This is a genomic window from Acidithiobacillus ferrooxidans ATCC 23270 (assembly GCF_000021485.1).
Lineage (GTDB): Bacteria > Pseudomonadota > Gammaproteobacteria > Acidithiobacillales > Acidithiobacillaceae > Acidithiobacillus > Acidithiobacillus ferrooxidans.
Genome location: NC_011761.1, coordinates 1890663 through 1915721 on the forward strand (window position 1 = coordinate 1890663; position 25059 = coordinate 1915721).

Here is a 25059-nt window from a genome sequence, read left to right on the forward strand (position 1 = left end):
CGCTTTGATCATTCCCCCACTGAGTTACCGGATCAGCGCCGAGCCGCGGGCCCATCTTTTTCGGGTAACCCTCAGTATTTCCGAGGCGGACCCGGAAGGACAGATCCTTGCCCTGCCCGCCTGGGTGCCCGGCAGCTACACCATCCGCGATCTTGCCCGCCATGTGACCCAAATCCGCGCAGAACGCAACGGACAGGATATCGCCCTGCACAAAATCGCCAAAGACCGCTGGCGGCTTGCGCCAGGGCATGGCCCGGTGGTCGTCCATTACGCCGTCTACGCCTTCGACCGCTCGGTACGGACCACATATCTGGATGATCAGGGAGGCTTTTTCAACGGCCCGGCCATCTACCTGCGGGTGTCCGGACAGGAGGCACAAACGCACGCGGTCCTCCTCGAAGGCCCCGAAGACTGGCAGGTAGGCACCGCCCTCCCCCGCCAGAGCGGTGCGGTATGGAGCTGGGGCGGTTTTGAAGCCTCCGGCTTTGATGCCCTCATCGATCATCCAGTGCTCATGGGGCCCCTTACCCTGCTGGATTTCGAGGTGGGAGAACGACCTCATCACCTGCTTATCCAGGGCACTCACCAGGCGGATCTGCAACGTCTCGGTGCCGACCTGACCCGCATCTGCGACTGGCAGCAGCGCTTCTGGGGGGATGCCGCCTTCACAGGGTATCACTTTCTGTGCATGACCAGCACCGACGGCTACGGCGGGCTGGAGCACCGTGCGTCCAGTGCCCTCCTCTGCGCCCGGGATGACCTGAGCGGTCGCAACGAGGACCATTACCGGCGTTTTCTGGGGCTGGCCAGCCACGAGTATTTTCATGGCTGGCTGGTGCAGGCCATCCGTCCCGCCGTGCTCGGCGCCAGCGCACTGGACCGGGAGGTACTCACCCGCGATCTCTGGGTCTTCGAGGGTATCACCTCCTATTATGACGATCTCTGCCTGCGCCGCGCCGGTCTGACGACCCCCGCGCAATATCTGTGCGGCGTCGGGAAGGAGCTTACCCGCCTGCTGCGCCGCCCGGGACGTTTCCTGCAAAGCGTGGCGGAATCCAGTGAAGATGCCTGGATCAGGCTCTATCATCCCCATGTCAACAGCGCCAACTTTGAGATCAGCTATTACAACAAGGGCGCCCTGCTCGCCCTCTGCCTGGACCTCAGTCTGCGCCTAGAGAGTGCCGGGGCCCTGAGTCTGGACACGGTACTTGGGCGCCTGTGGCAGGATTACGGACGCACCGGCATCCCCCTGCCCGAAGGCCAGTGTGTCGGGATCGTCGAAGACCTTGCCGGGCCTGCGCTCGCCGGGCGTCTACAGGACTGGATCACCGCGAGGACCGACTTACCGTTGCCGGCGCTGCTCGCGGAAATGGGCATTGCGCTGCGCCTGCGCGCGGCCAGCGGCCCGCAGGATGAGGGTGGAGAGCCCGCAGAGAAAACCCTGCGTGCATGGCTTGGCGCGCAGTGGTTACCCCATGCGCTGGGTGTCCAGTTGCGCCATGTGCAGACGGACAGCCCTGCGGAGCAGGCGGGTCTGTCCCCGGACGACATTCTCGTCGCCCTGGATGGCGTCCGGACTACGGCGGAACAATTGCCGGAGCAACTGGATGCGGTTCCGGAGGGCGCGGCGCTGCGCATTCAGTTCTTCCGTGACAACATCCTCCGGGAAACCCGCGTGACCCCTACCGCACCGCCACGGGATACGGCCTGGCTGGAATTGCTGGAGGACGTCGATGATGTGGTCCTCGCGCGTCGCCGCGCCTGGCTGGAGGGAACGGGCGCGGTCAGTGAAACGTCCCGGTGCGCGTCCCTGCCGGACGGGGGATAGGCTCAGGATATTTCCTGCGGAAAGTCGTAACGTACACGACGCACGGCGCTGCATCGGCCGGTGCCCGTATCCACCGTCATCAGCAGGCCACAAAAGGTGGCCACGCCGTCCACCGCTTCTCCGTGTCCGGGCAGGGCGGTAATGAAGCGGCGAATGGCGGCGTCCTTGTCCACGCCGATCACCGAGTCGTAGCAACCGCACATGCCCGCATCGCTCTGGTAGGCGGTGCCGCCGGGGAGCACACGCTCATCCGCCGTGGGCACATGAGTGTGGCTGCCCATGACGCCGGCCACACGGCCCGCCAGGTGCCAGCCCATAGCCGTCTTCTCACTGGTGGCTTCGGCATGCATATCGACGAGGATGACATCGCAATCCATCGCCTCTTGCGCCAGCACGGCGTCCGCAGTGCGGAACGGGCAGTCATACACCGGATGCATGAACAGCCGTCCCATGAGATTGAGCACCCCCAGACGCCAGCCGCCCTGCGCCTCCACCACCACCCAGCCCGCTCCCGGTGTGCCCGGCGGCGCATTGCAGGGCCGCAGCAGGCGCGGCTCCTCCCGGATGAAGGTCAGCGCCTCCCGCTGATCCCAGACATGGTTCCCAGCGGTAATCACATCCACACCCCAACTGCGGAATTCCCGGACGATGGCCGCCGTGATCCCCATACCGCCGGCGGCGTTCTCCCCATTCACCACCACCGCGTCCAGCGGCCCCTCCTGCCGCAGCCGCGCCAGCGCCAGCCGCAAGGCACGCCGCCCTGCAGACCCCATTACATCACCGGCAAACAATATTTGTGCCATCATGATCCGATCCGGTAACAGCCTTTTTCTGTACAGACGATGCCCAGTGGGATATCCCAGGGCTCTCTGGGCAGCCGGGGCACCTCCTGAAAGGCATGCCCGACACCAATCAAACGCGGGCGCCGCCAACTGCGGCGATGGGGCAAATGCGCCAGGCTGCGATCATAGAAACCGCCGCCCATCCCCAGACGGTACCCCTCCGCGTCAAAGGCAACCAGCGGCAGGATCAGCAGATCCAACTCGCGTACCGACCGCTGACAGCCGGGGGGCACCTGCGGTTCGGGGATGTGAAAGCGATTACTGCGCAGCTCCGTATGCGGATGAAAAGGCGCAAAGCGGAGGCTGCGCGCAAAGTGCCCGGCCAGCACCGGCAGATAAAAATGCTTGTTGACGGCGATGGGATGCTGCATGACCGGCAAGGGGCTGATTTCGCCCTGCATGGGCCAGTAGAGTCCGATATGCCGGGCCCGCCGAAAGTGGTTGAGGCGCACGAGATGACTGGCGAGAGCCGTGGCGGCATAGTCCATCGCCTCTGACGATAGTGCACGTCGCTGCTGACGTATCCGTCGGCGCAACTGACTTTTGGTCGGCAGATCATCCTGCCCTGGAAATAAGGAACCTCCCGCCTGGGTCGTGCAGCCCGCTACCCCATGAACCTGATGTACAGGTGGGCATCCACACACCGCTTCAGGCTACTCCGCAAGGGAGCGGCACACCACGGCGATGACTGGGGACACCCTGGATAGACAATGTTGGTTCAGGAATCATCTCGGCCACTCGAGCCCCGCAGGAGGCAATAACCAAGCTACTCTGCCCCCCTACCCATGTCAACCAGCCGGCGCAGGCGATTCTCCAGCCGATCGAGCTGTTCATCACGCGCCTGCATTTCCTGGCGGGCGCGCTGCAGGTCTGCGGCCAGATTGACCGCCACCATCAGGGCAGTGCGCTCCTTGCTGATCGTCCGCCCCTGCGCGCGGGCGGCATCGAGCTGTTGATTGAGCAGAGCCACCGCCTCCAGGAGTAGCGCCTGCTCTTCGGGCAGACAGGGTACCTGATAACTTTGTCCCATCAGGTTGATGTTGACGCGGTTGGTGGCGGAATTGCGGGTTGCTTCAGGCACGGTCTTCTCCATCTGTCTGGGTGTTCTTTATTCGTTTTCCCAACGGCTGACCTGCGTGAGCAGTTCGCTGAGCCGCAGACATATTGCCTCCTGACGCTCCCGCAGCAGGGTATTTTCTGCATCCAGCATCTGGATCTGCTTCTGCAGCGCCTGCAGGGAACGCCTGTCGCGGCCGTCGCCCTCGAGATGACGACGCAGGCCACGATAATCCGTTATAATGCTCTCCAGCTCTGTGAACAGGGATTCAAAACGGGACTCCACCACTGCGCCACCCCATCTCTCCAAGGATTTTGCTTTCGAGTGTACGAAGCGTCCCAGCCATTTGCAAACTGAATCAGGTCATTCCCGGTTATGTCCCCTTCTGATCACGAAAAACGTATTCGCAGCTTCCGCTTCCGGCTAGGGGTGGCAGCCGGTCTGATGTGCCTGGCGATACTGGTCGTCGTGCTGCGCGTCGTGGACCTGCAGGTGCTGCATTATTCCAAATTTCGCACCCTGGCCTACGATAATCATGTGGCTCTCGTGCCCGTCGCCCCGCCCCGCGGCCTGGTGCTGGCCGATCACGGCGCGGTGCTGGCCGAAAATGAGCCCACCTATGCCCTGGAAATCACCCCCGACCAGGTGCCCAAACTGCAGGACACATTGCAGCGACTGCAGCAATTGCTCGGGCTGGACGCGAACGATATGCGCCGCTTTCAGGAACGGCGCATGGGCAAGCCGGATTTCGATCCGGTGGTGCTCAAGGCCGGTCTGACACCGGCACAGATCGCCGCGGTAGCCGTACGCGCATTGAATCTGCCCGGGGTGCAGGTGGTCGCCATGCTTCATCGCCATTATCCCTACGACGCGCTCTTCTCCCACGTCGTCGGCTATGTCGGCCCGATTACCGCCACCGACCTCAAGGATTTTCGCGCCAGCAACTATGTCGGACGCAACTACATCGGCAAGAATGGCCTGGAACGCTATTACGAACGCCAGCTCCGCGGCACCATGGGCTATCAGATCAAGGATATCAATGCGCGCGGCCTGCAGGTGGGCACCCTGCGCGAGATCCCGGCGCGCCCTGGTGAAAATTTGCTCACCCACCTGCGGGTGCGGGTTCAGGAGGCGGGGGCACTGGCCCTGCAGGGTAAGGGGTATCGCGGCGCAGTCGTCGCCATGAACCCGAACGATGGCGCCGTACTGGCCATGGTGACCAGCCCCAGCTTCAATGCCAACTGGTTCGTGGATGGTATCAGCACGGCCCACTGGCAGAGCCTCCTGAACAATCCGGGCCGCCCATTGATGAATCGCGCCGACAATGGCCTCTATCCGCCAGGCTCCTGCGCCAAGCCCTTTTATTCTGTAGAGGCGATACAGGAAGGCGTCATTGCGCCCGATTACCATACTTTCTGCGCGGGTAATTATCAGCTTGGCGGCCATACCTACTGGGACTGGAACCGGGGAGGATTCGGCAACACCGGCCTGACCAAGGCGCTGACCTGGTCGGTGGATGTTTTCTACTACAAACTTGCGGTGAAGATGGGCATCGCCCTGCAGGACAAGACCCTGTGGCGATTTGGCTTCGGCAGCAAACCACCCATCGATCTGCCAGGGGGCGCCAGCGGCCTGGTGCCCACCCCCGCCTGGAAGCTGGCGCATCTGCATGCCCCGTGGTATACCGGGGACTCCGTCATTCTCGGAATCGGCCAGGGGTATCTTCTGGAGACCCCCCTGCAATTGGCGCGGGCGGTCTCCGCGCTCGCCAACGGCGGCCATCTGGTCCAGCCTCAGGTGGCCAAAGCCTTCATCGATCCGGACAATGGCAGGGTGGAGCCCATCCCCGATGCGCCGCCCATCGATCTCCACATTTCGGCGGAGGCCATGCAGGCGGTGCGTAAAGGCATGGAAGCCTGTGTCACCAGCGGAACCTGCCATACGGTCAGCATCCCCGGCATCACCATTGCCGGAAAGACAGGCACCGCGCAAGTCCCGGTGGGGTACAAAAATGGCCGCACCGTCTATAACAATGACTCTCTTTTTATCGGCTGGGCACCGGTACATCACCCCAAAATCGCCGTCGCCGTCGTGGTGGAATATGGTGGGCATAATGCCTGGCAAGCCCTGCCGGTAGCCCGCGCAGTGATCAATGCCTATTTACGGCCCGATGGAAAAATGCCGGAAACGGTTGCCGAAAAAACCGCGGCGCATTATGATGCGCCCCTTGCCATTGGGGAGAAAGGTTCTGTCAACCCTCGCCCCGCTCAACCCGCGATACCATAAGGAGTCCAGAAAATGACAGATTTTGCGATTGCGGCCCAGCCGCGCGAAGATATCGGCCGTCGTGCCAGCCGCCGCCTGCGCCGCACCGGCATGGTGCCCGCCGTGCTCTACGGGGACGGCAAGGCCGCAATGGGCATCTGCATCGAAGCCCGCCTGCTGCGCAAGCTGTTGCCCGACGAGCGCGCCTATACCCACGTCATCACGCTGCAGCTCCCCGGCAGCAAAGAAACGGCCCTGATCCGCGATATTCAGATGCACCCTTATAAGGAGGAGGTCCTGCACATGGATTTCCTGCGCGTTCACGCTGGCGAACAGGTACGCTTGCATGTGCCCGTCCACTTCCTGAACGAAAGCACCTGCGCCGGCATCAAGGCAGGCGGGGTATTGCATCGCGCCCTGGTGGAAGTAGAAGTGGAAGCGCCGGTGGATCGCCTGCCGGAAGCCCTCCAGGTGGATATCGCCGGGCTGCACATTGGTGATAGCCTGCATCTGTCCCAGATCAGTGTGCCCGCCGGCGTGACACTGGTACCTTTGCTGCATGAGGACGACAAGGAAGTCGTCTCCATCCACAATCCGCGTACCGGTGCCGAGGCGGAAGAGGCCCCGGAGACCGCCGCCTGAGGCCTTATGGACTGGTTGTTGGCGGGCCTGGGTAACCCCGGCGCGGAATACGCCCGTACCCGCCACAATGCCGGCTTCTGGACGCTCCAGACCCTTGCGGATCGGGTCGGGGCGTCTTTGCGTATGGAGAAGCGCTGGCATTGTCTGGCTGCTACGGCGCGAGCTTCCGGACTGGAACTGGGGCTGTGTATGCCCCAGGATTTCATGAACCGCAGTGGCGGCCCGGTGCAGGCCATGGCGGCCTTTTATAAAGTAGCCGCGGAACGGATTCTGGTGATGCATGACGAACTGGACCTTCCGCCGGGCGCAGCGCGGCTGAAACGCGGTGGAGGTCATGGCGGCCACAACGGCCTCCGCGATCTCGACCGTGCCCTGGGCACACGGGATTACTGGCGACTGCGTATCGGCATCGGCCATCCGGGGCACAAGGACGCGGTCATCCCTTATGTGCTGAGCGCCCCACCGCCAGCGGATAAGACCCTGATTGACGAGGCGATTGAACGCAGCCTCGGCGTACTTCCCGACTTTCTCTGCGGCCGCACGGATGCGGCGCAAAAATCCCTGCACAGCGATTAGGAGTTTCTTATGGCTTTGGCCTGCGGCATCGTCGGCTTACCCAACGTCGGCAAATCCACCCTTTTCAACGCCATCACCAAGGCGGGCATCGCGGCGGAGAACTATCCCTTCTGTACGATCGAGCCCAATGTCGGGCTGGTTGCCGTGCCGGATCCCCGTCTTGAGGCCCTGTCAGAGATCGTCAAGCCACAGAAGGTACAGCACGCCACCATGGAGTTCGTGGACATCGCCGGGCTGGTGGCCGGCGCAGCGCAGGGCGAGGGTCTGGGCAACCAGTTTCTCGCCCATATCCGCGAGACAGACGCCATTGCCTTGGTCACCCGCTGCTTTGAGGACCCCAACGTGGTTCATGTGAGCGGTCACGTGGATCCCGTGGCAGATCTCGAGGTGGTGCTGACGGAACTGATTCTGGCCGATCTCGGCACCGTGGAGAAAGCCCAGGCACGGGTGGCGCGACAGGCCAAGGGCGGCAACAAGGATGCGGTGGCCGAAGCCGCCGCCATGGCCCGCCTCCTGCCCCATCTGAATGAAGGAAAGCCAGCCGCCAGTCTGAACCTGAACAGTGAGGAGCAAGAGCATCTGCGCAGCCTCTGTCTGCTGACCATGAAACCCCTCATGGTTATTGCCAATGTCGCTGAGGACGAGCTGCAGGGGGGCCCCTGGCGTGCACCACTGGAAGCCTGGGCGACCGAACGGCATGCGAGTGTGGTGCCTGTCTGCGCCGCCATAGAATCAGAGCTGGCAGAACTGGAACCGGAGGAGCAAAACGCTTTCTTGCAGGACTTGGGGCTGGAGGAGCCCGGCCTCAACCGCATCATCCGTGCGGCTTACCGTTTACTGGGTCTGCAGACCTACTTCACTGCCGGCGTCAAGGAGGTCCGCGCCTGGACCATCCCGGTGGGCGCCACAGCGCCACAGGCGGCGGGCGTGATCCACAGCGATTTCGAACGCGGTTTCATCCGCGCCCAGACCATCGCCTATGACGATTTTATCCGGTACAAAGGCGAACAGGGGGCGAAGGAGGCGGGCAAGATGCGCGCGGAAGGAAAGGAATATGTGGTGCAGGACGGAGATGTGCTGAACTTTTTGTTCAACGTGTAGGGGAATACCGTCCAAAATAGATTACATGCCGCGTGTTTTAACGTACACTCCCCGTCCATGGAACAGGTCTGCAAAAAAATTCGGCAACTTCGCGAGGATAGGGGATGGTCCGTGCGCGGACTGGCGGCGCGTGCCGAAATTTCACCCAGTGCCCTCTCGCAGATCGAGGCGGGGCAGAACTCCCCCTCCATCGCCACTCTGGAAAAAATCTGCGCGGCGCTGCAGATTCCCATCGCCGCGATTTTCGATGACGGTGAAACGGCGGGTTTGCCATGGATCATGCGCAGCGGTGACCGACGCAAGTTTTACAGTGCCGGTTCCCACGCTTCACTGGAACCGCTGGCTCGCGGCCTGCCGCAAAAGAAAATGCAACCGCTGCTGATGGTACTTGAACCGGGCGGAGAGTGTGGTGAACACCCCTATACCAGTGCCGAAGGAGAAGAATTCACCATCGTCATCCGCGGGACGGCCGCTTTTGAGCAATCCGGGGTGACCACGGAACTGGGGGAGGGCGACGCCATTTACTATGATCCGCGTCTGCCCCACAACTGGCACAACCGCGGCCACTCCGCAACGACCCTGTTGGTGGTGGTAGCCCAGTGATCTCCTGCCTGCCTCTGGATCTCGCCACGGGGGCATTGCTGCTCTGGCTGGGTCTGGGGCTACTGGGCTTTCTGCTGGGCGGCTGGCCAACCACCGCCTGCCGGTTGATCTTCCCCCTCAGCAGCGCGGTTGCCCTGCTGCTGGCTGTTACCGGGTTCAGCGCGCTGACGGCCCCTCCAGATCAACTGCAGTTGCGCGGACCCCTGCCCGCCTTGCCCTGGTCTTTCCAGATCGATCCCCTCTCGGGATTTTTCCTGATTCTGCTGGGGTTGCTGGCCTTCGCGGTAACCCTGTTTGCCACCGGCTATTTCCGCGCCCTCTCGGGACCGGCACTGCGTCGGCTCATGCTTCAATACCACACCTTTCTGCTGGGGATGGGACTGGTTCTGCTGGCGGCCAATGCCTTCACTTTCCTGGTCGCCTGGGAAATCATGGCGCTAGCCTCGTATTTCCTGGTGGTGACGGAGCATGAAGAGCCGGGCAGCCGTCATGCCGGCTTCCTCTATCTGCTCATCGCCCATCTTGGGGCGCTGGCCATTTTGCTGGGCTTCGTCCTCCTCGCCGGAGCGGCCATAGCCCAGGGCGGGCCGTTCAGCGCCATGCTGCATGCCCCCCTCGATCCGTTCTGGGCATCGGCCGCCTTTCTCCTGACCTTTTTCGGATTCAGTGCCAAGGCGGGCTTGCTTCCCCTCCACATCTGGCTGCCGGATGCCCATCCTGCCGCTCCCGCCCCGGTCTCCGCGCTGATGAGCGGGGCAATGCTGCAGATGGCCTTCTATGGCATGTTGCGGGTGGACTTTCTCTTTCTCGGCAATCTGGCCTCGTGGTGGGGTCCCTTTGTACTAGGGGTGGGTCTGGCGACGGCCCTCTTCGGTGTGCTTTTCGCCGCCGCCCAGACGGACATGAAACGTCTGCTGGCCTATTCCTCCATAGAAAACATGGGGCTGATCATGGTGGCCTTCGGCCTCGCCCTGATCTTTCGCACCCATGGACTCGGTGCCCTGGCGGCCCTGGCTCTGGCCGCCGCCCTGTATCATGCGCTGAACCACGCCTTCTTCAAGGGCCTGCTTTTTCTCGGCAGCGGCAGCGTACTGCATGGAGCGGGCAGCGTGGCCATGGATCGACTGGGCGGCCTGATCCGGCAGATGCCTCAAACCGCATTTTTCATGCTCCTCGGCACCCTCGCCATCGCCGGGCTCCCCCCCCTCAACGGCTTCGTCTCTGAATGGTTGCTCCTGCAGGCGTTCCTGCTGTCGCCCGCCCTGCCCCAAAGCACCCTCAGCGCGGTATTGCCCCTGGCGGCCTCCGGCGTCGTGCTGGCGGTAGCGCTGGCGGCCTACGCCATGGTCAAGTTTTACGGCATCGCCTTTCTCGGTCAGGCGCGCGGCGCAGGGCATGCCCATGAGGGCGGACGCTGGGAACGCTCCGCCATGGCCCTGCTGAGTGTCGCCTGTATTTTCCTCGGGCTCTTTCCTGGTGTCCTGTTGAATCTGCTGCACCCCGTGCTGCAGGAGATGCTCGGCCAAAGCTTCACCGTCCAGCGGGGGCTGTGGCTGACGCCGGTCTCCGCGCAACGCGCCAGTTACAGTCCGATCATTTTCTTCCTCGGCATGGCCACCGCCCTGGGGCTGGGTTTTCTCTTGATCTGGAGCTTCTTTGGCCGGCCCCTGCGGCGTGTGCCGGCCTGGGCCTGCGGTTTTCCCGTCCGGACGCCGGCCATGCAGGATAGTTCACTGGGGTTTGCGCAACCCCTGCTGCGCATCTTCGCGCCGCTGTATCAGGCGGAACGGGAGGTAGACGGCGCCGGCCGCTGGCGAATGCGGATCGGAGAACCTTTATACCGTGGCTTCTATCAACCCCTGAGCCTTCTGGCCTTCTGGCTCTCGGCACAGGTGCTGCGCCTGCAGCAGGGCCGCATCACCCTGTATCTGCTCTACAGCTTCCTGACCCTGCTGATCCTGCTGGCGGTCTGGCGATGACCGGCATACTGCTGGAACTGGCACAGGTACTGCTGGTGGCATTTCTGGCGCCGCTCTTTGCGGGGATGCTGCGGGCCCTGCGGGCAATCCTGCAAAACCGGCGACCGGCAGGCTGCTGGCAGAACTACCGTGATCTGTATCGCCTGTTCCATAAAGAATCTCTGCAGGCGGAGGGCACATCCTGGCTCTTCCGCTTTGCCCCTTACGGGATTTTCGGGGCGTTCTGTCTGGCGGCGGCGATCATCCCCATCCTTGCCACCGGCCTGCCTCTGGCGCCGGCCGCCGACGTCATCGCCCTGGTGGGTTTGTTCGCCCTGGCCCGGGTTTTTCAGGTGCTGGCGGCCATGGACACGGGGACACCCTTCGCCACCCTGGGCGCCCATCGGGAAATGCTGATCGCCGGGCTCGCGGAGCCCGCCCTGCTGGCCACACTCTTTACGGCGTCCCTGCTCTCCCGGTCCACTTCGCTGAGCGTGATCGTGGCCCACCTGGAGCAACTGCGCTTCGCCCTGCACCCCAGCATGGCTTTCGCGGCCACCGCCTTTTTCATCGTGCTGCTGGCGGAAAACGCGCGGATTCCCGTGGACAATCCCGCCACCCACCTGGAACTGACCATGATTCACGAAGCCATGCTCCTGGAATACTCGGGACGGCATCTCGCACTCATGGAGTGGGGGGCGCAGATCAAGCTGACGCTCTATGTGGCCATCGGTATTGCGCTGTTCCTGCCCTGGGGTATCGTGCCCACCGCAGAAGTCGCGATGCTGCCCATGACCCTGCCAGTCCTGCTGCTGAAATTCGCGAGCGCCGCCGTGATCCTGGCACTGATCGAAACCCTGCTCGCCAAGCTCCGACTTTTCCGCGCCCCGGAGTTCATGGCCACCGCCTTTCTGCTCGGGGTCATCGGGCTTCTGACCTTTTTCATGCTGGGGGCATGACATGACCATCACCGCACAGGGACTCGCCTGGGGCATCCCCCTGCTGAGGCTCCTCGCCGCCCTCCTCCTGCTGCTCGCTTTCGCCATGCTGGCGCAACGGCGTCTCCTCACCCTGATCCATCTCCTGGCTTGGCAGGGAGTAGTCCTCGCGACCGGCACGGCGCTGGTGGCGCTGCTGACCGGGCAGACGGAGTTGTGGTTTTCCGCAGCTCTGACCCTGGGGCTGAAGGCCATTCTGATCCCAACGGTGCTGCACCGTCTGTTACGACGCCTGCAGGTGCGTGGCGACGTGGAGGCCGTGCTCAACATCCCCCTGACACTGCTCGCCGGCATCGCGCTGGTCATCTTTGCTTTCTCCCTTGCCGCCCCCATCACCGCCCTGACCGGCCCCGTGACCCGCGGCATGGTCGGCATTGCCCTCGCCGCCGTGCTGCTCGCTTTCCTGATGATGATCACGCGGCGCAAGGCCATTTCTCAGGTGGTGGGTTTTCTGGCCGTCGATAACGGTCTCTTCTTCGCCGCGACCAGCGCCACCCTGGGCATGCCGATGATCGTGGAACTGGGCGTAGCCCTGGATGCCCTGATCGGCTTCGTCATTCTCGGCGTGTTCTTTTTTCAGATACGGGAGACCTTCGACAGCATGGATCTCCAGAATCTGGAACATATCCGGGAGGAATGATGCTGATTCTGCTGGTTCTGGCTTGTGCGGCGATGGGCATCCCCCTGCTTGCCCTCTGGGGCGACGGACGCCGGGGGGCAGCGCTGTTCATCGGCTTCAATACGCTGACGCTGCTGGCCATCCTGGCCCTGGCCATACAGGTGGTGAAAGACGGCGCATTTACCGCGGGCGGCGGACAATTCATGGTGGATGATCTCAGTATCGTGCTGGTACTGGTGGATGGCGTGGTGGGGCTCAGTACGGCGTGGTTCTCCCGCAACTATATGCTGCACGAAACGGTGCACTGGTCGCTCTCCCGCCAGCGTGTCCGCCTGTATCACGCCATGTTCCAGACCTTTCTCGCCACCATGTTGCTGGCCCTGCTGACCAACAATATGGGCATCCTCTGGGTGGCCATGGAAGGCGCCACCCTGTCCACGGTACTGCTGGTGAGCCTCTTCCGCACCGCTGAGGGCCTGGAGGCGGCCTGGAAGTATTTCATTCTCTGCGGTGTCGGACTGGCGATGGCGCTATTCGGTACCATCCTGCTGTATTTCGCCGCCCAGAAAATCATGGGGCATGGTGCGGACGCATTGTTGTGGACGCATCTGGCGGCCGTGCGCCATGAGTTGGAACCGCAGGTCATGGCCATCGCCTTCATCTTCATGCTGGTGGGCTACGGAACCAAAATCGGCTTGACCCCACTCAACAACTGGCTGCCGGATGCTCACGCCAGCGGCCCCAGTTCGGTTTCGGCGGTGCTCTCCGGCCTGTTGCTCAATGTCGCCCTCTACGCCATCCTGCGCGCCAAGGTACTGGTGGATGGCGCTCTGGGTCGGGACTTCGCCAGCCACCTGCTGATGGGTTTCGGTTTGCTCTCCCTGCTGGTGGCAGGCTTTTCCATGCTACGGCAACGGGATGTAAAGCGGCTTTTCGCCTATTCCTCCATCGAGCATATGGGGCTGGCCACCTTCGCCTTCGGGATCGGCGGACCACTAGCGAGCTTTGCCGGCTTGCTGCACATGGTCAGCCACAGCCTGACCAAGTCCTCGGTGTTTTTCTCGATCGGGCAAGCGGTACAGGACATCGGCAGCCGCGAAATCCAGCGCATCCGCGGTATGCTGGAATTCAGCCCCTTGCTGGGCTGGGCGTTCATGCTGGCGGTACTGTCCATCCTGGGAATGCCCCCCAGCGGGCTCTTCTTGAGCGAATTCCTGATCATCACCAGTACCCTGCAGGCCCAACCCTGGCTCACGCCCCTGCTCCTGCTGGGGTTGGGTGTGGCGTTCGCCGGGATTTTCCCGCGCATGCAGGGCATGGTCTTCGGGGCGCATCAGGAAGGCGTTGCGCGCCAGTCCGTCGTCGGCATCATTCCGGTCTTCGTCCAATTGACCCTCGTCGCCATGCTCGGGGTGTTCATCCCCTTGACGCTGGTCCAGTGGATGCAGCACGCCGCCCAGATTCTCCACGGATAGGGACGCCATCATGCCCAACCCCGCACTGCGCGTACTGGCCGATTTCCGGCAATGGGGCACGACCTTGCCGGTGTGGTCCGGTCGCCTCTGCAAGGAGTATTGGCTCCTTGCCGCCGAAAACATCCATGCGCAGGGGGGTCGTCTGCTGGCCCTCTGGGGCGAGGACCGCCGCACCGAAGAACCCGGTTATCTCGTCCATGCGGCCTTTTTGTCGGAGACGGGCATCGTGCTTACGGAGATGATCGTAGACCCGGCTGCGGCGTCCTGCCCGAGTCTGGCCGCCATTTTTCCGGGCGCGCTGCGCATGGAACGCGCCCTATACGACCTGCTGGGCATTCGCGCGGGGAACGGCGACACCCGTCCCTGGCTGCGGCATGCCGCATGGCCTGCGGATCAGTTTCCCCTACGCACGGATTTTTGCGCTGACAACCTCGCTACTGCCGGAGACGGAGACTACGCCTTCGTGTCTGCAGCCAGCCCGGATGCCCATGAGATTCCGGTGGGCCCCATACATGCCGGCATCATCGAGCCGGGGCACTTCCGCTTCCAGGTCCTGGGCGAAGAGATTCTGCACCTGGAGGAACGTTTCGGCTATACACACAAAGGGGTGGAACGCCTGCTTCAGGGCCTGGATGTGGACGCAGGCGCACGTCTGGCCGGACGGATCAGCGGCGACAGCACAGTGGCGTATGCGTGGAGTTATGCCCAGGCGGTGGAGCAGATCGCCGCGATGCAGGTCCCGGAACGCGCCCAATGGCTGCGCGCCCTCTGCCTGGAACGGGAGCGCCTCGCCAATCACCTCGGTGACATCGGCGCCCTCGGCAATGACGCCGGACTGGCCTTCGCCCTGACCCAGTTTCAGGCGCTCAAGGAGGATCTGCTGCGGGAGAATCAGTGCTATATCGGGCATCGCTACCTTATGGACCGGGTCTTGCCCGGTGGGGTGGGCTTTGACCTTACGGCGGTGGCCGTCGCGGCCCTCCGCAGTGCGGGGCAAGCGCTTGGAACCGCCGTCGCGCGCCTGCAGGAAATTCTTGCCGAACATGGCGGTCTGCGCGACCGTGTGGTGCGGCTGGGCGTGATTTCCCCGGAACGGGCAGCGCATCTGGGACTCATGGGGGTCGCCGGCCGCGCCAGCGGTCAACCCTGGGACCAGCGCATACAATTTCCCCAACCTCCTTACGATCAGATCCAGGTACGCATGACCACAGCCACAGAGGGCGACGTCGCGGCGCGCATGGCGGTGCGCTTTCTCGAGATTTTCGAGTCGCTGCGCCTGCAGGAGGAAATCCTCCGCAAACTGCCCGGCGGGAACGTGCGCCAACCGCCGGATCTCCGGGATGCTACGGGAGAGGGTGTTGGTTGGGTGGAGGGCTGGCGGGGTGAGGTATTTTTCTGGCTGCGCCTGGAGCAGGGACATATTCGCCGCTGTCATCCCCAGGACCCGTCGTGGACCCTCTGGCCGGCACTGGAAGAGGCGGTCCTGCGCGATATCGTCGCGGATTTTCCGCTCATCAACAAATCTTTCAACCTGAGTTACAGCGGTCATGATCTGTGAGCACGGTGCCGGGACGGTTCCCGGAAGGAGGTGGTGATGTACCGGATGTTGCGTGAGTTGCTGCGGCTGGGAAGGGTGGGAGAGACACCACCGCGGACGGAGCGGGACCCGTCCTCCGCCAGCCCCCTCGTTTTTCGCCATAGCCTCGGCATCCGCCATGTGGATGCGGGCTCCTGTAATGGTTGCGAGCTGGAACTGAACGCCCTGGGCGGCCCCCATTATGGCCTGGAGCAGGCAGGCTTCCACTTTACCGCCTCGCCGCGTCATGCGGATGTGCTGACCGTGACGGGACCAGTGACCCGGCACATGGTCGCGGCTTTGCAGGACTGCCACAATGCCACGCCCGAACCGCGGCGGGTCATCGCCGTTGGCGACTGCGCCTGTGGTGGCGGTGCGTTCCGCGGCAGTTATGCGGTCATGGGCAGCGCCGCGGAGGTCTTGCCGGTGGATCTGCAGATACCGGGCTGTCCGCCGGATCCAGACGCGCTGCTGCGGGGACTGTTGCAGGTGTCCGGGGAACGAATAAACGGTTGACGGACGGACTCCGGCACCGAAGGTCTGACGCAGTCCCGCAAAAACGAGGCGAAATGATCCATAAGCTGATGCTTACCGATCCAATAAGATTCTTCTGGTATATGGGTCGGTTTGACGATGCTATAATAACTGGGGTTCTTTGTTTTGTCGCGGGAAACGCGCTACTCGCACAGTCCATCGGCCGGATCCGGCGGGATGTCAACCGCAACATCGGACTTTTCATTATCAATATGCAATATGCACAAGAGGAATACCCATGGATCAATCTAATCGCTATGCCGATCTTTCCCTAAAAGAGGAAGACCTTATCTCTGGCGGCAAACACATTCTGGTGGCCTACAAAATGAAACCCAAGGCTGGCCACGGTTATCTGGAGGCCGCCGCCCACTTTGCCGCGGAATCGTCCACCGGCACCAACGTCGAAGTGTCGACTACCGACGACTTCACCAAGGGCGTGGACGCGCTGGTCTATCATATCGACGAAGCCACCGAGGATATGCGCATCGCCTTTCCGCTGGAGCTGTTCGACCGCAACGTCACCGATGGCCGCATGATGATCGTCTCCTTCCTGACGCTGGTCATCGGCAACAACCAGGGCATGGGCGACATCGAGCATGGCCAGATGATCGACTTTTTCATGCCCCCGCGCGCCATTCAGTTGTTCGACGGCCCGGCCAAGGATATCTCCGATCTGTGGCGCATCCTCGGTCGTCCGATCAAGGACGGCGGCTATATTGCCGGTACCATCATCAAACCCAAGCTGGGTCTGCGCCCCGAACCTTTTGCGGCAGCGGCCTATCAGTTCTGGCTCGGGGGCGACTTCATCAAGAATGACGAGCCCCAGGGCAACCAGGTCTTCGCCCCGGTGAAAAAGACCATCCCGCTGGTGTATGACGCCATGAAACGCGCCATGGACGAAACCGGTGAGGCCAAACTGTTCTCCATGAACATCACCGCCGACGACCATTACGAAATGTGCGCCCGCGCCGACTTCGCCCTGGAAACCTTTGGTCCCGACGCCGATAAGTTGGCCTTTCTGGTAGATGGCTTCGTCGGTGGGCCGGGTATGATCACCACCGCCCGCCGCCAGTATGCCGGCCAGTACCTGCACTATCACCGCGCCGGCCACGGCATGATCACCTCGCCCAGTGCCAAGCGCGGCTACACCGCCTTTGTGCTGGCCAAGATGTCCCGCCTGCAGGGTGCGTCCGGTATTCATGTGGGTACCATGGGCTACGGCAAGATGGAAGGCGGTGCTGACGACCGCAACATCGCCTACATGATCGAGCGCGACAGTTGTGACGGCCCCGTCTATCATCAGGAATGGTATGGCATGAAACCCACCACGCCCATCATCTCCGGCGGCATGAATGCCCTGCGTCTGCCCGGCTTCTTCGAGAACCTGGGGCACGGCAACGTGATCAACACCGCCGGCGGCGGCTCCTATGGCCACATCGACAGCCCGGCGGCCGGCGCGGTCTCCCTGCGTCAGGCTTACGAGTGCTGGAAGGCGGGTGCTGATCCGATCGAGTACGCCAGAGAGCACAAGGAATTCGCACGGGCCTTCGAATCCTTCCCGGGCGATGCCGACAAGCTTTACCCGGGCTGGCGCGAAAAGCTGGGCGTACACCGGTAAGCCGCTGACTCAAACCGGTTCCGGTCAACCGGGTAAAAGCGCCCCCGAACGGGGGCGCTTTTATTGAAAACGGCCCCCAACAGCCTGTTTCGGACCGACTCATTCCCTGTTTCGCCGCCTCTGGCGGCAAACCGCACACGGAGCACCGCATGACTGCAACAGATTCCTCCATCCTGAACCAGTATCTGGTAGGCAAGGAGCCATTTTACCAGCCTCAGCACGACGAAGTGGCCCTGTTTGAAGCCGCCTACCGCAAGCGGCTGCCGGTGATGGTCAAGGGACCGACCGGTTGCGGCAAGTCCCGCTTTGTCGAATTCATGGCCTGGCGCCTCGGCAAGCCGCTGGTCACCGTAGCCTGTAACGAGGACATGACCGCCGCCGATCTGGTCGGCCGCTGGCTGCTCGACAAGGACGGTACCCGTTGGCAGGATGGCCCACTCACGGTGGCGGCGCGCTACGGCGCGATCTGCTATCTGGACGAAATTGTCGAGGCCCGTCAGGACACCACCGTGGTGATCCACCCGCTCACCGACCATCGCCGCACCCTGCCGCTGGACAAGAAGGGCGAACTGATCCGGGCGCATCCCGACTTTCAACTGGTGATTTCCTATAACCCCGGCTATCAGTCGCTGATGAAGGATCTCAAGCAATCCACCAAGCAGCGCTTTACCGGCTTCGAGTTCGACTATCCCAACGCCGAACTGGAAGCCGGGATTCTGGTGCAGGAAACCGGTGTGGCGCCGTCCATAGCCGCCCAGTTGGTCACCGTGGCCGCTACCGCCCGGCGTCTCAAGGGTCACGGTCTGGATGAGGGCATCTCCACCCGGCTACTGGTCTATGCCGCCATGCTGATGGACGATGGGGTGGCACCGCGCGCGGCCTGCCGCATGGCTTTAGTGCAGCCGATCACCGATGATGCCGACATCCGCGCGACGCTGGAACACGCCATCGACATGACCTTCGCCTGAAGCGCGGCACTGAGCTCCATGACGGATCATCCGCGCGACGCATCTCTGCCATCCCGCCTGGCGGCCTACCGGAAGCAACTCGACTGTCGCTTCCCCCGGGTCGGCGAGGTGTTTTCCGACTGTATCGCCAAGGCCAGCGCCCGCCTCGGCCCGGCGGGCGTGAGCGCCTATGTTGACGCGGCGCGGGCCCTCTGCAAACTCGGGCGGGGTGAAGAACCGGTCCTGATTTTCCTCGAAGAATGGCCGGACGTCGGCGCCGCACTGGGCGACGGCACGCTGGAAATGGTCATGCAGATGGTACAGTTCATGCAGCGCACCCCCAACGGCAACGCCATCGGCGGATTCCTGCAAAGCCTGGCGCCGGTCAGCCGCGCCCTGCTGAGCCGCGAGCAGTTGGGGCATTATCTGAACACGCTACGCGACATGATGGAGCGTACCACCGGCTCCATCCACGGCCATCACCAGACCCACCCCAGCCCCGGTCTGCCGGAGCTCCTGCGCCAAGCACCCACCCTGTTGCAGAGTCTGACCGTGGATGGCCTGCGCAATTGGGTCGACTATGGCGTGCGCAATTATCTCCACCACCCCGAACGTCAGAAAGATTTCTTCTCGCTACAGTCGGCCGACAGCCGGGCGGTGTTGCAGCGCGAACGACACGGCACCCTGCTGGCGGACGTCGAACGCAAACTCGACCTGTACCTGCGCGGGCTCTGGCAAGACAGCGAAGTATTGGTCCCCTACTCCACAGCCTTTGCCACGCTGCGCACGCCGCAGCCCTACTACGACGCGCTTGGCATGCGGCTGCCGGATGTGCTCGATGATCTGCCGGGTATCGGCGCGCTGGACCACTACCGCGCGATCCTGGCGCATATGGTCGGCCACCGGCGCTGGTCAACACCGCAGATAGCCGATAACTGGAGCCCGTTCCAGCGCCTGGCGGTGGAGTTTTTCGAGGACGCCCGCATCGACACCCTGCTCATCCGGACCTATCCCGGCCTGCGCACGCTATTCCTCGCGCTGCACCCCAAGCCCGGTGAAGATGCCTGCGATCCGGAGACGACCTCCTGCCTGCGCCATCGCCTGGCGATGCTGTCGCGGGCGCTACTCGACCCGGAACATGGTTACCGCAATCCCGTGCTCCATGACTTTGTCGACCGTTTTCACGGGGAACTCGCGGGTGGCAATGCCGATACGGCGACCATGGCCAGGCTGGCGCTGGATTATGTCACCACCACACGCCGCCAGAGCGACCAGTTCGCCAAAGTGCATTTCGCCGATACCGAGATCAGCTACCGCGACGACAACCGCGGTTTATGGCGCTTCATCGAATCCGGCGATGAGGAAGAGGCCTTTGACGCAGAACAGCGCAAGGCGCCCGATCTGGAAACCCAAGGCCTGCCGCCGCGCCACTATCCCGAATGGGATTATCAGAGTCAGAGTTACCGGCCCGACTGGGTCAGCCTCTATGAAGGGCTGCACGCTTCGGCGCCCGCAGCGACCATCGATCAACTGCTCCTCAAGCATGCGGCGCTGGCCAAACATCTCAAACGCCTGCTCGATCTGCTCAAACCGCAGGACAAGGTGCGCATCCGCTATCAGGAAGAAGGCAGCGAGCTGGATCTGGACGTCGCCCTGCGTTCCTGGATCGATTTCAAGAGTGGCAGCACCCCCGACCCGCGCATCAACATGAGCCATCGCACGGCCGGCCGCGATATCGCCGTGACCCTGCTGCTGGACTTGTCCGAATCACTGAACGAATCTGTCAAAACCGGCGGCGGCGACGGCCAAACCGTATTGCAACTGTCGCAGGAAGCGGTATCGCTGCTCGCCTGGTCCATCGAACAACTCGGCGATCCGCTGGCCATTGCCGGTTTTAATTCCAACACCCGCCATGAAGTGCGCTACCAGCACATCAAGGGTTTCTCCGAACCCTGGGGAGACGTCGTCAAAGGCCGCCTGGCGGCACTCCAGGCCGGTTACTCGACCCGGATGGGCGCCGCCATGCGCCACGCGGGACACTATCTGGCGACACGCAAGGCCGACAAGAAACTGATGCTGGTACTCACCGACGGCCGGCCCTCTGATGTCGATGTGCAGGATGATCGTCTCCTGATCGAAGATGCCCGCCAGGCGGTCAATGAACTGGATCGCGACGGCATCTTCACCTACTGTATCAGCCTCGATCCCCATGCCGACGCCTATGTCGCCGACATCTTCGGCCGTCAGTACACCGTCATCGACCACATTGCCAGACTGCCGGAAAAGCTGCCGGAACTGTTCATCGCCCTGACCCGGTAGGGCCCCCTATGCAGGCAGCAACCGTGCCGCATCCTGGTTCAGCAGAAAATCCCGGAAGGCCTGAGCGGCCGCCGAGAGGCGCTTACCCTGACGATGCACCAGATACCAATGGCGTTCGATAGGCATGCCCTGCACATCCAGCACCGCCAGGTGTCCTGCCAGCAATTCTTCCCGCACCGTATGCAGAGACGCGATGCCCAGGCCCATACCGGCGCGCACCGCGTGCTTGATCGCCTCGTGGCTGCTGACTTCGATGCTCGCGTGCAGCGCAACCCCGGCCTTTTCAAAAAATTGTTCCACCGCGATTCGCGTCCCCGAACCCGGCTCCCGCATAATGAAGGGGTAAGTTGCCACCATGTCCAGAGTAATCGCCTTGATCCGGGCCAGGGGATGATCCGGTGCAGCAATGATCACCAGCGGATTTTCCAGAAAGGCCGTAGCCTCCAGCGCCAGCCCTGCAGGCGGCCGCCCCATGATGGCAATATCCACTTCGTTCTCCGCCAGTTGATGCAGCAGGGTCTCCCGGTTGGTGACATCCATGCTGACCGTGACCTGCGGATGTAATTTGCTGAACGCCGCGAGCAGATAGGGCGCAATATAAGCCCCGGTGGTGGCCACACTGATATGAATATGCCCCCCCGCCAACCCCTTGAGGTCGTTGATCACCTGTACCGCCTCTTCGAGTTGCTGGGTAATGGCGGCACTGTAGCGCGCCATTTCCCGCCCCGCTTCGGTGAGATAGATCCGGCGCCCCAGTTGTTCAAAGAGCGGCAGTCCGACCTGTTCTTCCATCTGCCGGACCTGCATGGATACGGCGGGCTGGCTGAGATAGAGCGCCTGCGCGGCGCGGGTAAAGCTCTGATGTTTCGCCACAGCGGTAAACACCTGTAGCTGGCGAAAGGTGAGATGCATACTCATGGCACTTTTCGCAGAAACTCGGACTTCAACTGTATCGCACCAATGCCATCCACCTTGCAATCAATGTTATGATCACCGTCAACAATGCGGACGTTCTTTATTTTTGTTCCAACTTTTATTATTGATGATGACCCTTTTATCTTGAGATCTTTCACCACGACCACGGTATCGCCATCATTGATGGCACTGCCATTTGCATCAGAAACACGAAGGGAGTCAATTTTTTCCAGATTATTTTCTTTTGGCCATTCCTGTGCGCATTCTGGACATATATAAATATTGCCGTCTTCATAGACGTAATTTGAACTGCATTTCGGACAACTCGGAATACTGCCCATAGATAAGCCTTCCTTAGTGGTTATTGATAAAAACAGCATCTTGTGGACCAGAATATGAATGTCCCGTATACGCAAAGACTACCCTGTTCCCAAACAATTCCGCCTCGATAGCAATGACATGGTCGTCAAATCTCTCGCGGATTCCGGTGATATAGGTTGCGCACCTTCTGTCACTATTTAGCATATCGACCACCAATACGCCACCCTTCCGGAGTTTGGCGTAGCAATGCGCGTAGAACTCCGCGCTGCATAACTGTCTGGCCTGACCATCGTGGTTGAATCCGTCAATGAGCAGCACATCGACAAGTTTGGAGCGGTATCGGACATATACCGCGCCCTCAGCACAAATCACTTTGAATTTTGGACCATCCGGAGGGATTCTGAATTTGTCGCGCAGGGCAATAACCCTGGGGTTGATCTCTATTGCCATGAAGTGCACATCCGGGATATGGCGCAGGCAATATTTCGCCAGCGAGCCACCGCCCAAGCCGATCATCGCGATCCGCTCGGGTTTTGGCTGGAAGATCAGGAACCCCATCATTGTCCGGGTATATCCTAGAACGAGATTATCGGGATCGGCTTTGTGCATGGCGCTTTGTGTGGCCGAAAGGTCGAAGCGCAGCGTTATCTCGCGATCCCCTTCATGTGCAAAAGGGTTCCCTGTCAGGGTCTGTGCCGGCGCGTCCCTATCTCCGAGTAAATTATCGACAAATTCATCCATGTTTTCGATTCATCCTCAGAAGCTTCCGCCGCTACGAAAAAGTCGTGCCAAAGTCAGGTTGACCTGGGGCGCATCCAATCCCGGATGATCCGAGTGAATGGATGCACAGTGTCATGTTTCCGTCACCTGAGGTTCATAAAAGTGCAACATTATCCTGATATAGTCCTCTGCGGTAGGGGGATTTTAAGCAGCCTACCGGCAATGGTTGACCATACAGAAAGTAGGAACCGCAATGCAACGCACTAACGCAATCGCCCTGCAAGCAGCCTTGGCGCTATTTTTCTGTACCCCATTGGCCCAGGCTGCCAGCGAAGGGTTGCCGATTAAAATCCTCGCTTACGACGCCGTATACGACCTCCACCACAACGGGACTTATACCGGCACCATTCATGAGGTCGTCGTCCCACTCAGTCACTATGGGGTACAGAAGTACGGACAGGCGCAAAAACGGTTCTCCGCCAAGATGGAGCATGTGAGCGTCGCCGACGCCTACACCCTGAGCCCATTGGGGAAGCGATATCCGGTGTCTGAGAAGAAGATATTCACGCGTACATTGCCGGTCGCGCAAAACGCTCCGAAGTTCAGCGACGCCAAGACCACCACGGTGGTCTTTCCCCATGTGGCCGTGGGCGATGAACTGGTGGCGGACTGGAAAATCGATTTTCTGAAACCTTATTTTCCGGATGCCATTTCTCTTTCCCATGCCGTGCCGTATTTTTTGCAGGCCGACAACGTGCATATCATCGTCCATGCGCCGACCGCGATGGCCCTGCACTGGGCGGGGAGCGATGGTTATGTGGTCACCCACACGGTCGCCAACGGGGTGCAAACCATCACCGCGACCTTGCATCAACCCATCGCGCAACCCATTCAAATCAATGCGGTGGACTTTCATCAGGTTAGCCCGACCTTCATCCTGAGCACCTTCCCGAACTGGCAGGCAGTCGGCGATGCCTACTGGAAATATGCCGAGCCTGCTGAAGCGGTGACCCCGGAGATCAAAGCGCTGGCAGATAAGATCACCGAAGGAAAGACCGGTGAGGCCACCGTGCAGGCCCTCTATGACTGGACCGTGCATCACATCCGTTGGGTGGGTATTGAAACTGGGCTGAGCGGATACAAGCCTTATCCAGCCGCCACGACGCTCAGCCAGCGCTACGGCGACTGCAAAGCCGCCGCCGCACTCCTGGTTGCCTTGCTGCACGCCAAAGATATTACCGCCCAACCGGTACTGTTAGGTGCAGGCAATGATTTTGAATGGCAGAACGTGGCCAGCCTGCAGCAGATCAACCATGTCATCGTGCATGTACCCGCTTATCATCTTTATCTGGATGCGACCTCCGGGTACGCACCAGCGGGCACCATACCACTCCCCGACGCCAATCATCCGGTGATTTTCGTCGGCGCCCATTCTGAAATCGCCAGAACGCCGGGGGATGCACCGGAGGCCAGCGGCATGACCGCCATGGAGACGGTATCCATTACCAAAGACGGCAGTCTGAAAGCCCAGGAAACCCTTCATTTAACCGGCTACGGAGCCTGGTTCTGGAAAGATCTGCTGGCGCGGATTCCGATGAGCGAGTATGGCGCGCTGCTTCATCATGTGATGGCGCAGGCCGGGCTAATGACGCAAAGCGTCCATCTGAAGACATCACCTGCCCATACCCTGAGTGACCCTTTCATCCTGCAGTCCACCTGGGAAACCGCACCGGGCGTGCCGTTGACGGCGGCCAGCCGGATTCATCTGCACTACGGACTGAACACCGCCTCTCTGCGTAATCTGACCGCGCGCCTCACCAGTGCCACGGTGCACTACCCCGTTTTCATGCCCTATGGCCATGCACGGCGGAGCAGCACCCTGGATTTGCCCAAAGATTACGTCTGGGCCGCCAAAGATGCAGACCATCAGGTTAAAAACAGTGCGGGTGTTTTTGATGAAAAAATACACCTGCTGGCCCCGCACAAGCTGGAAGTGACCAGTTCCATGCATCTGGATCATATGGTGTATAGCCCCGAAGCCTATCCCGATTTCTATAAGCTGGTCAGTGAAGCGATGGCTTTGGAGCAGGAGGGGTTTGCAGTGAGGGCTACATCTTGAAAGAAAACAAGCACTACCCACTGCAC

The 25059-nt window shown here is 61.5% G+C and carries 23 protein-coding genes and 1 other RNA gene; 16 read left to right on the top strand and 8 right to left on the bottom strand.

The window, feature by feature from the left end; genetic code table 11:
• The first annotated feature begins 4 nt into the window (after positions 1-4).
• Positions 5-1828: a M61 family metallopeptidase gene (locus tag AFE_RS09860; protein ID WP_012537001.1), complete on the top strand. Its 1824-nt coding sequence runs from the start codon at positions 5-7 to the stop codon at positions 1826-1828.
• Positions 1829-1830: 2 nt separating this feature from the next.
• Here AFE_RS09860 and AFE_RS09865 read toward each other — a convergent pair whose 3' ends face one another.
• From AFE_RS09865 to AFE_RS09880, 5 genes are all read right to left on the bottom strand, one after another.
• The gene (locus tag AFE_RS09865) at positions 1831-2634 is read right to left on the bottom strand and encodes a TIGR00282 family metallophosphoesterase (RefSeq protein WP_009564309.1); all 804 of its coding nucleotides are present in this window, start codon (positions 2632-2634) and stop codon (positions 1831-1833) included.
• Positions 2631-3206 (bottom strand): 5-formyltetrahydrofolate cyclo-ligase, encoded by a 576-nt coding sequence (locus AFE_RS09870; protein ID WP_012607327.1) that lies wholly within the window; start codon positions 3204-3206, stop codon positions 2631-2633. Before AFE_RS09870 ends, AFE_RS09865 begins: the two co-directional genes overlap by 4 nt.
• Positions 3207-3246: 40 nt before the next feature.
• Positions 3247-3427: non-coding RNA, 6S RNA (ssrS, locus tag AFE_RS15720), on the bottom strand.
• Between the two features lie 9 nt (positions 3428-3436).
• Positions 3437-3751: a cell division protein ZapA gene (locus tag AFE_RS09875; RefSeq protein WP_012537003.1), complete on the bottom strand. Its 315-nt coding sequence runs from the start codon at positions 3749-3751 to the stop codon at positions 3437-3439.
• Between the two features lie 27 nt (positions 3752-3778).
• Positions 3779-4012 (bottom strand): hypothetical protein, encoded by a 234-nt coding sequence (locus AFE_RS09880; protein WP_236608965.1) that lies wholly within the window; start codon positions 4010-4012, stop codon positions 3779-3781.
• Between the two features lie 90 nt (positions 4013-4102).
• On the opposite strand from AFE_RS09880, the gene mrdA reads away from it, so the two are divergent.
• From mrdA to AFE_RS09950, 14 genes are all read left to right on the top strand, one after another.
• Entirely contained in the window at positions 4103-6013 is a 1911-nt protein-coding gene (gene mrdA, locus AFE_RS09885; protein WP_012537004.1) for a penicillin-binding protein 2, read from the top strand.
• A gap of 12 nt (positions 6014-6025) precedes the next feature.
• Positions 6026-6634 (top strand): 50S ribosomal protein L25/general stress protein Ctc, encoded by a 609-nt coding sequence (locus AFE_RS09890; protein ID WP_009567014.1) that lies wholly within the window; start codon positions 6026-6028, stop codon positions 6632-6634.
• Between the two features lie 6 nt (positions 6635-6640).
• Positions 6641-7210 carry an aminoacyl-tRNA hydrolase gene (pth, locus tag AFE_RS09895; protein WP_012537005.1) on the top strand — a complete coding sequence of 190 codons (570 nt, stop codon included), beginning with the start codon at positions 6641-6643 and terminating at the stop codon, positions 7208-7210.
• Between the two features lie 9 nt (positions 7211-7219).
• A complete protein-coding gene (gene ychF, locus AFE_RS09900) occupies positions 7220-8311 on the top strand; it encodes a redox-regulated ATPase YchF (protein ID WP_009567059.1) in 1092 nt (363 codons plus the stop codon).
• Positions 8312-8368: 57 nt separating this feature from the next.
• A complete protein-coding gene (locus AFE_RS09905; RefSeq protein WP_009567060.1) occupies positions 8369-8914 on the top strand; it encodes a helix-turn-helix domain-containing protein in 546 nt (181 codons plus the stop codon).
• Positions 8911-10893 (top strand): hydrogenase 4 subunit B, encoded by a 1983-nt coding sequence (gene hyfB / locus AFE_RS09910; RefSeq protein WP_012537006.1) that lies wholly within the window; start codon positions 8911-8913, stop codon positions 10891-10893. The genes AFE_RS09905 and hyfB overlap by 4 nt, the downstream gene beginning before the upstream one ends.
• Positions 10890-11831 carry a respiratory chain complex I subunit 1 family protein gene (locus tag AFE_RS09915; RefSeq protein ID WP_012537007.1) on the top strand — a complete coding sequence of 314 codons (942 nt, stop codon included), beginning with the start codon at positions 10890-10892 and terminating at the stop codon, positions 11829-11831. Before hyfB ends, AFE_RS09915 begins: the two co-directional genes overlap by 4 nt.
• Position 11832: 1 nt before the next feature.
• Positions 11833-12510 carry a formate hydrogenlyase gene (locus AFE_RS09920; RefSeq protein WP_012537008.1) on the top strand — a complete coding sequence of 226 codons (678 nt, stop codon included), beginning with the start codon at positions 11833-11835 and terminating at the stop codon, positions 12508-12510.
• A complete protein-coding gene (locus tag AFE_RS09925; protein ID WP_041646305.1) occupies positions 12507-13964 on the top strand; it encodes a hydrogenase 4 subunit F in 1458 nt (485 codons plus the stop codon). Before AFE_RS09920 ends, AFE_RS09925 begins: the two co-directional genes overlap by 4 nt.
• Before the next feature lie 10 nt (positions 13965-13974).
• A complete protein-coding gene (locus tag AFE_RS09930; protein WP_012537010.1) occupies positions 13975-15522 on the top strand; it encodes a hydrogenase large subunit in 1548 nt (515 codons plus the stop codon).
• A 36-nt stretch (positions 15523-15558) separates the two neighbouring features.
• On the top strand, positions 15559-16056 hold the full coding sequence (locus AFE_RS09935; protein WP_012537011.1) for an NADH-quinone oxidoreductase subunit B family protein: 498 nt from the start codon (positions 15559-15561) through the stop codon (positions 16054-16056).
• 256 nt (positions 16057-16312) lie between these two features.
• Positions 16313-17692 carry a ribulose-bisphosphate carboxylase gene (locus AFE_RS09940; protein ID WP_012537012.1) on the top strand — a complete coding sequence of 460 codons (1380 nt, stop codon included), beginning with the start codon at positions 16313-16315 and terminating at the stop codon, positions 17690-17692.
• A gap of 149 nt (positions 17693-17841) precedes the next feature.
• Complete coding sequence (locus tag AFE_RS09945; RefSeq protein ID WP_012537013.1) at positions 17842-18660, top strand: CbbQ/NirQ/NorQ/GpvN family protein; 819 nt, start codon at positions 17842-17844, stop codon at positions 18658-18660.
• Between the two features lie 18 nt (positions 18661-18678).
• Positions 18679-20958 (top strand): nitric oxide reductase activation protein NorD, encoded by a 2280-nt coding sequence (locus AFE_RS09950; RefSeq protein ID WP_012537014.1) that lies wholly within the window; start codon positions 18679-18681, stop codon positions 20956-20958.
• 6 nt (positions 20959-20964) lie between these two features.
• On the opposite strand, the gene AFE_RS09955 is transcribed toward AFE_RS09950, so the two are convergent.
• The 3 genes from AFE_RS09955 to AFE_RS09965 are packed head-to-tail and all read right to left on the bottom strand — an operon-like array spanning position 20965 to position 22935.
• Complete coding sequence (locus AFE_RS09955; protein ID WP_012537015.1) at positions 20965-21876, bottom strand: LysR family transcriptional regulator; 912 nt, start codon at positions 21874-21876, stop codon at positions 20965-20967.
• Entirely contained in the window at positions 21873-22214 is a 342-nt protein-coding gene (locus AFE_RS09960) for a zinc ribbon domain-containing protein YjdM (protein WP_012537016.1), read from the bottom strand. The genes AFE_RS09955 and AFE_RS09960 overlap by 4 nt, the downstream gene beginning before the upstream one ends.
• Before the next feature lie 13 nt (positions 22215-22227).
• Positions 22228-22935 carry a spermine/spermidine synthase domain-containing protein gene (locus tag AFE_RS09965; RefSeq protein ID WP_009561663.1) on the bottom strand — a complete coding sequence of 236 codons (708 nt, stop codon included), beginning with the start codon at positions 22933-22935 and terminating at the stop codon, positions 22228-22230.
• A gap of 232 nt (positions 22936-23167) precedes the next feature.
• Here AFE_RS09965 and AFE_RS09970 point away from each other — a divergent pair, with 232 nt between their 5' ends.
• The gene (locus AFE_RS09970) at positions 23168-25033 is read left to right on the top strand and encodes a DUF3857 domain-containing protein (protein ID WP_012537017.1); all 1866 of its coding nucleotides are present in this window, start codon (positions 23168-23170) and stop codon (positions 25031-25033) included.
• The last annotated feature ends 26 nt before the right edge of the window (positions 25034-25059 follow it).

What these genes read in the sequence shown, in the direction of transcription:
- AFE_RS09865 (WP_009564309.1), bottom strand. Translation starts at nt 2,634, where the DNA reads ATGATGGCACAAATATTGTTTGCCGGTGATGTAATGGGGTCTGCAGGG.
- mrdA (WP_012537004.1), top strand. Translation starts at nt 4,103, where the DNA reads ATGTCCCCTTCTGATCACGAAAAACGTATTCGCAGCTTCCGCTTCCGG.
- AFE_RS09890 (WP_009567014.1), top strand. Translation starts at nt 6,026, where the DNA reads ATGACAGATTTTGCGATTGCGGCCCAGCCGCGCGAAGATATCGGCCGT.
- pth (WP_012537005.1), top strand. Translation starts at nt 6,641, where the DNA reads ATGGACTGGTTGTTGGCGGGCCTGGGTAACCCCGGCGCGGAATACGCC.
- ychF (WP_009567059.1), top strand. Translation starts at nt 7,220, where the DNA reads ATGGCTTTGGCCTGCGGCATCGTCGGCTTACCCAACGTCGGCAAATCC.
- AFE_RS09905 (WP_009567060.1), top strand. Translation starts at nt 8,369, where the DNA reads ATGGAACAGGTCTGCAAAAAAATTCGGCAACTTCGCGAGGATAGGGGA.
- AFE_RS09915 (WP_012537007.1), top strand. Translation starts at nt 10,890, where the DNA reads ATGACCGGCATACTGCTGGAACTGGCACAGGTACTGCTGGTGGCATTT.
- AFE_RS09920 (WP_012537008.1), top strand. Translation starts at nt 11,833, where the DNA reads ATGACCATCACCGCACAGGGACTCGCCTGGGGCATCCCCCTGCTGAGG.
- AFE_RS09925 (WP_041646305.1), top strand. Translation starts at nt 12,507, where the DNA reads ATGATGCTGATTCTGCTGGTTCTGGCTTGTGCGGCGATGGGCATCCCC.
- AFE_RS09930 (WP_012537010.1), top strand. Translation starts at nt 13,975, where the DNA reads ATGCCCAACCCCGCACTGCGCGTACTGGCCGATTTCCGGCAATGGGGC.
- AFE_RS09935 (WP_012537011.1), top strand. Translation starts at nt 15,559, where the DNA reads ATGTACCGGATGTTGCGTGAGTTGCTGCGGCTGGGAAGGGTGGGAGAG.
- AFE_RS09940 (WP_012537012.1), top strand. Translation starts at nt 16,313, where the DNA reads ATGGATCAATCTAATCGCTATGCCGATCTTTCCCTAAAAGAGGAAGAC.
- AFE_RS09945 (WP_012537013.1), top strand. Translation starts at nt 17,842, where the DNA reads ATGACTGCAACAGATTCCTCCATCCTGAACCAGTATCTGGTAGGCAAG.
- AFE_RS09950 (WP_012537014.1), top strand. Translation starts at nt 18,679, where the DNA reads ATGACGGATCATCCGCGCGACGCATCTCTGCCATCCCGCCTGGCGGCC.
- AFE_RS09955 (WP_012537015.1), bottom strand. Translation starts at nt 21,876, where the DNA reads ATGAGTATGCATCTCACCTTTCGCCAGCTACAGGTGTTTACCGCTGTG.
- AFE_RS09960 (WP_012537016.1), bottom strand. Translation starts at nt 22,214, where the DNA reads ATGGGCAGTATTCCGAGTTGTCCGAAATGCAGTTCAAATTACGTCTAT.
- AFE_RS09965 (WP_009561663.1), bottom strand. Translation starts at nt 22,935, where the DNA reads ATGGATGAATTTGTCGATAATTTACTCGGAGATAGGGACGCGCCGGCA.
- AFE_RS09970 (WP_012537017.1), top strand. Translation starts at nt 23,168, where the DNA reads ATGCAACGCACTAACGCAATCGCCCTGCAAGCAGCCTTGGCGCTATTT.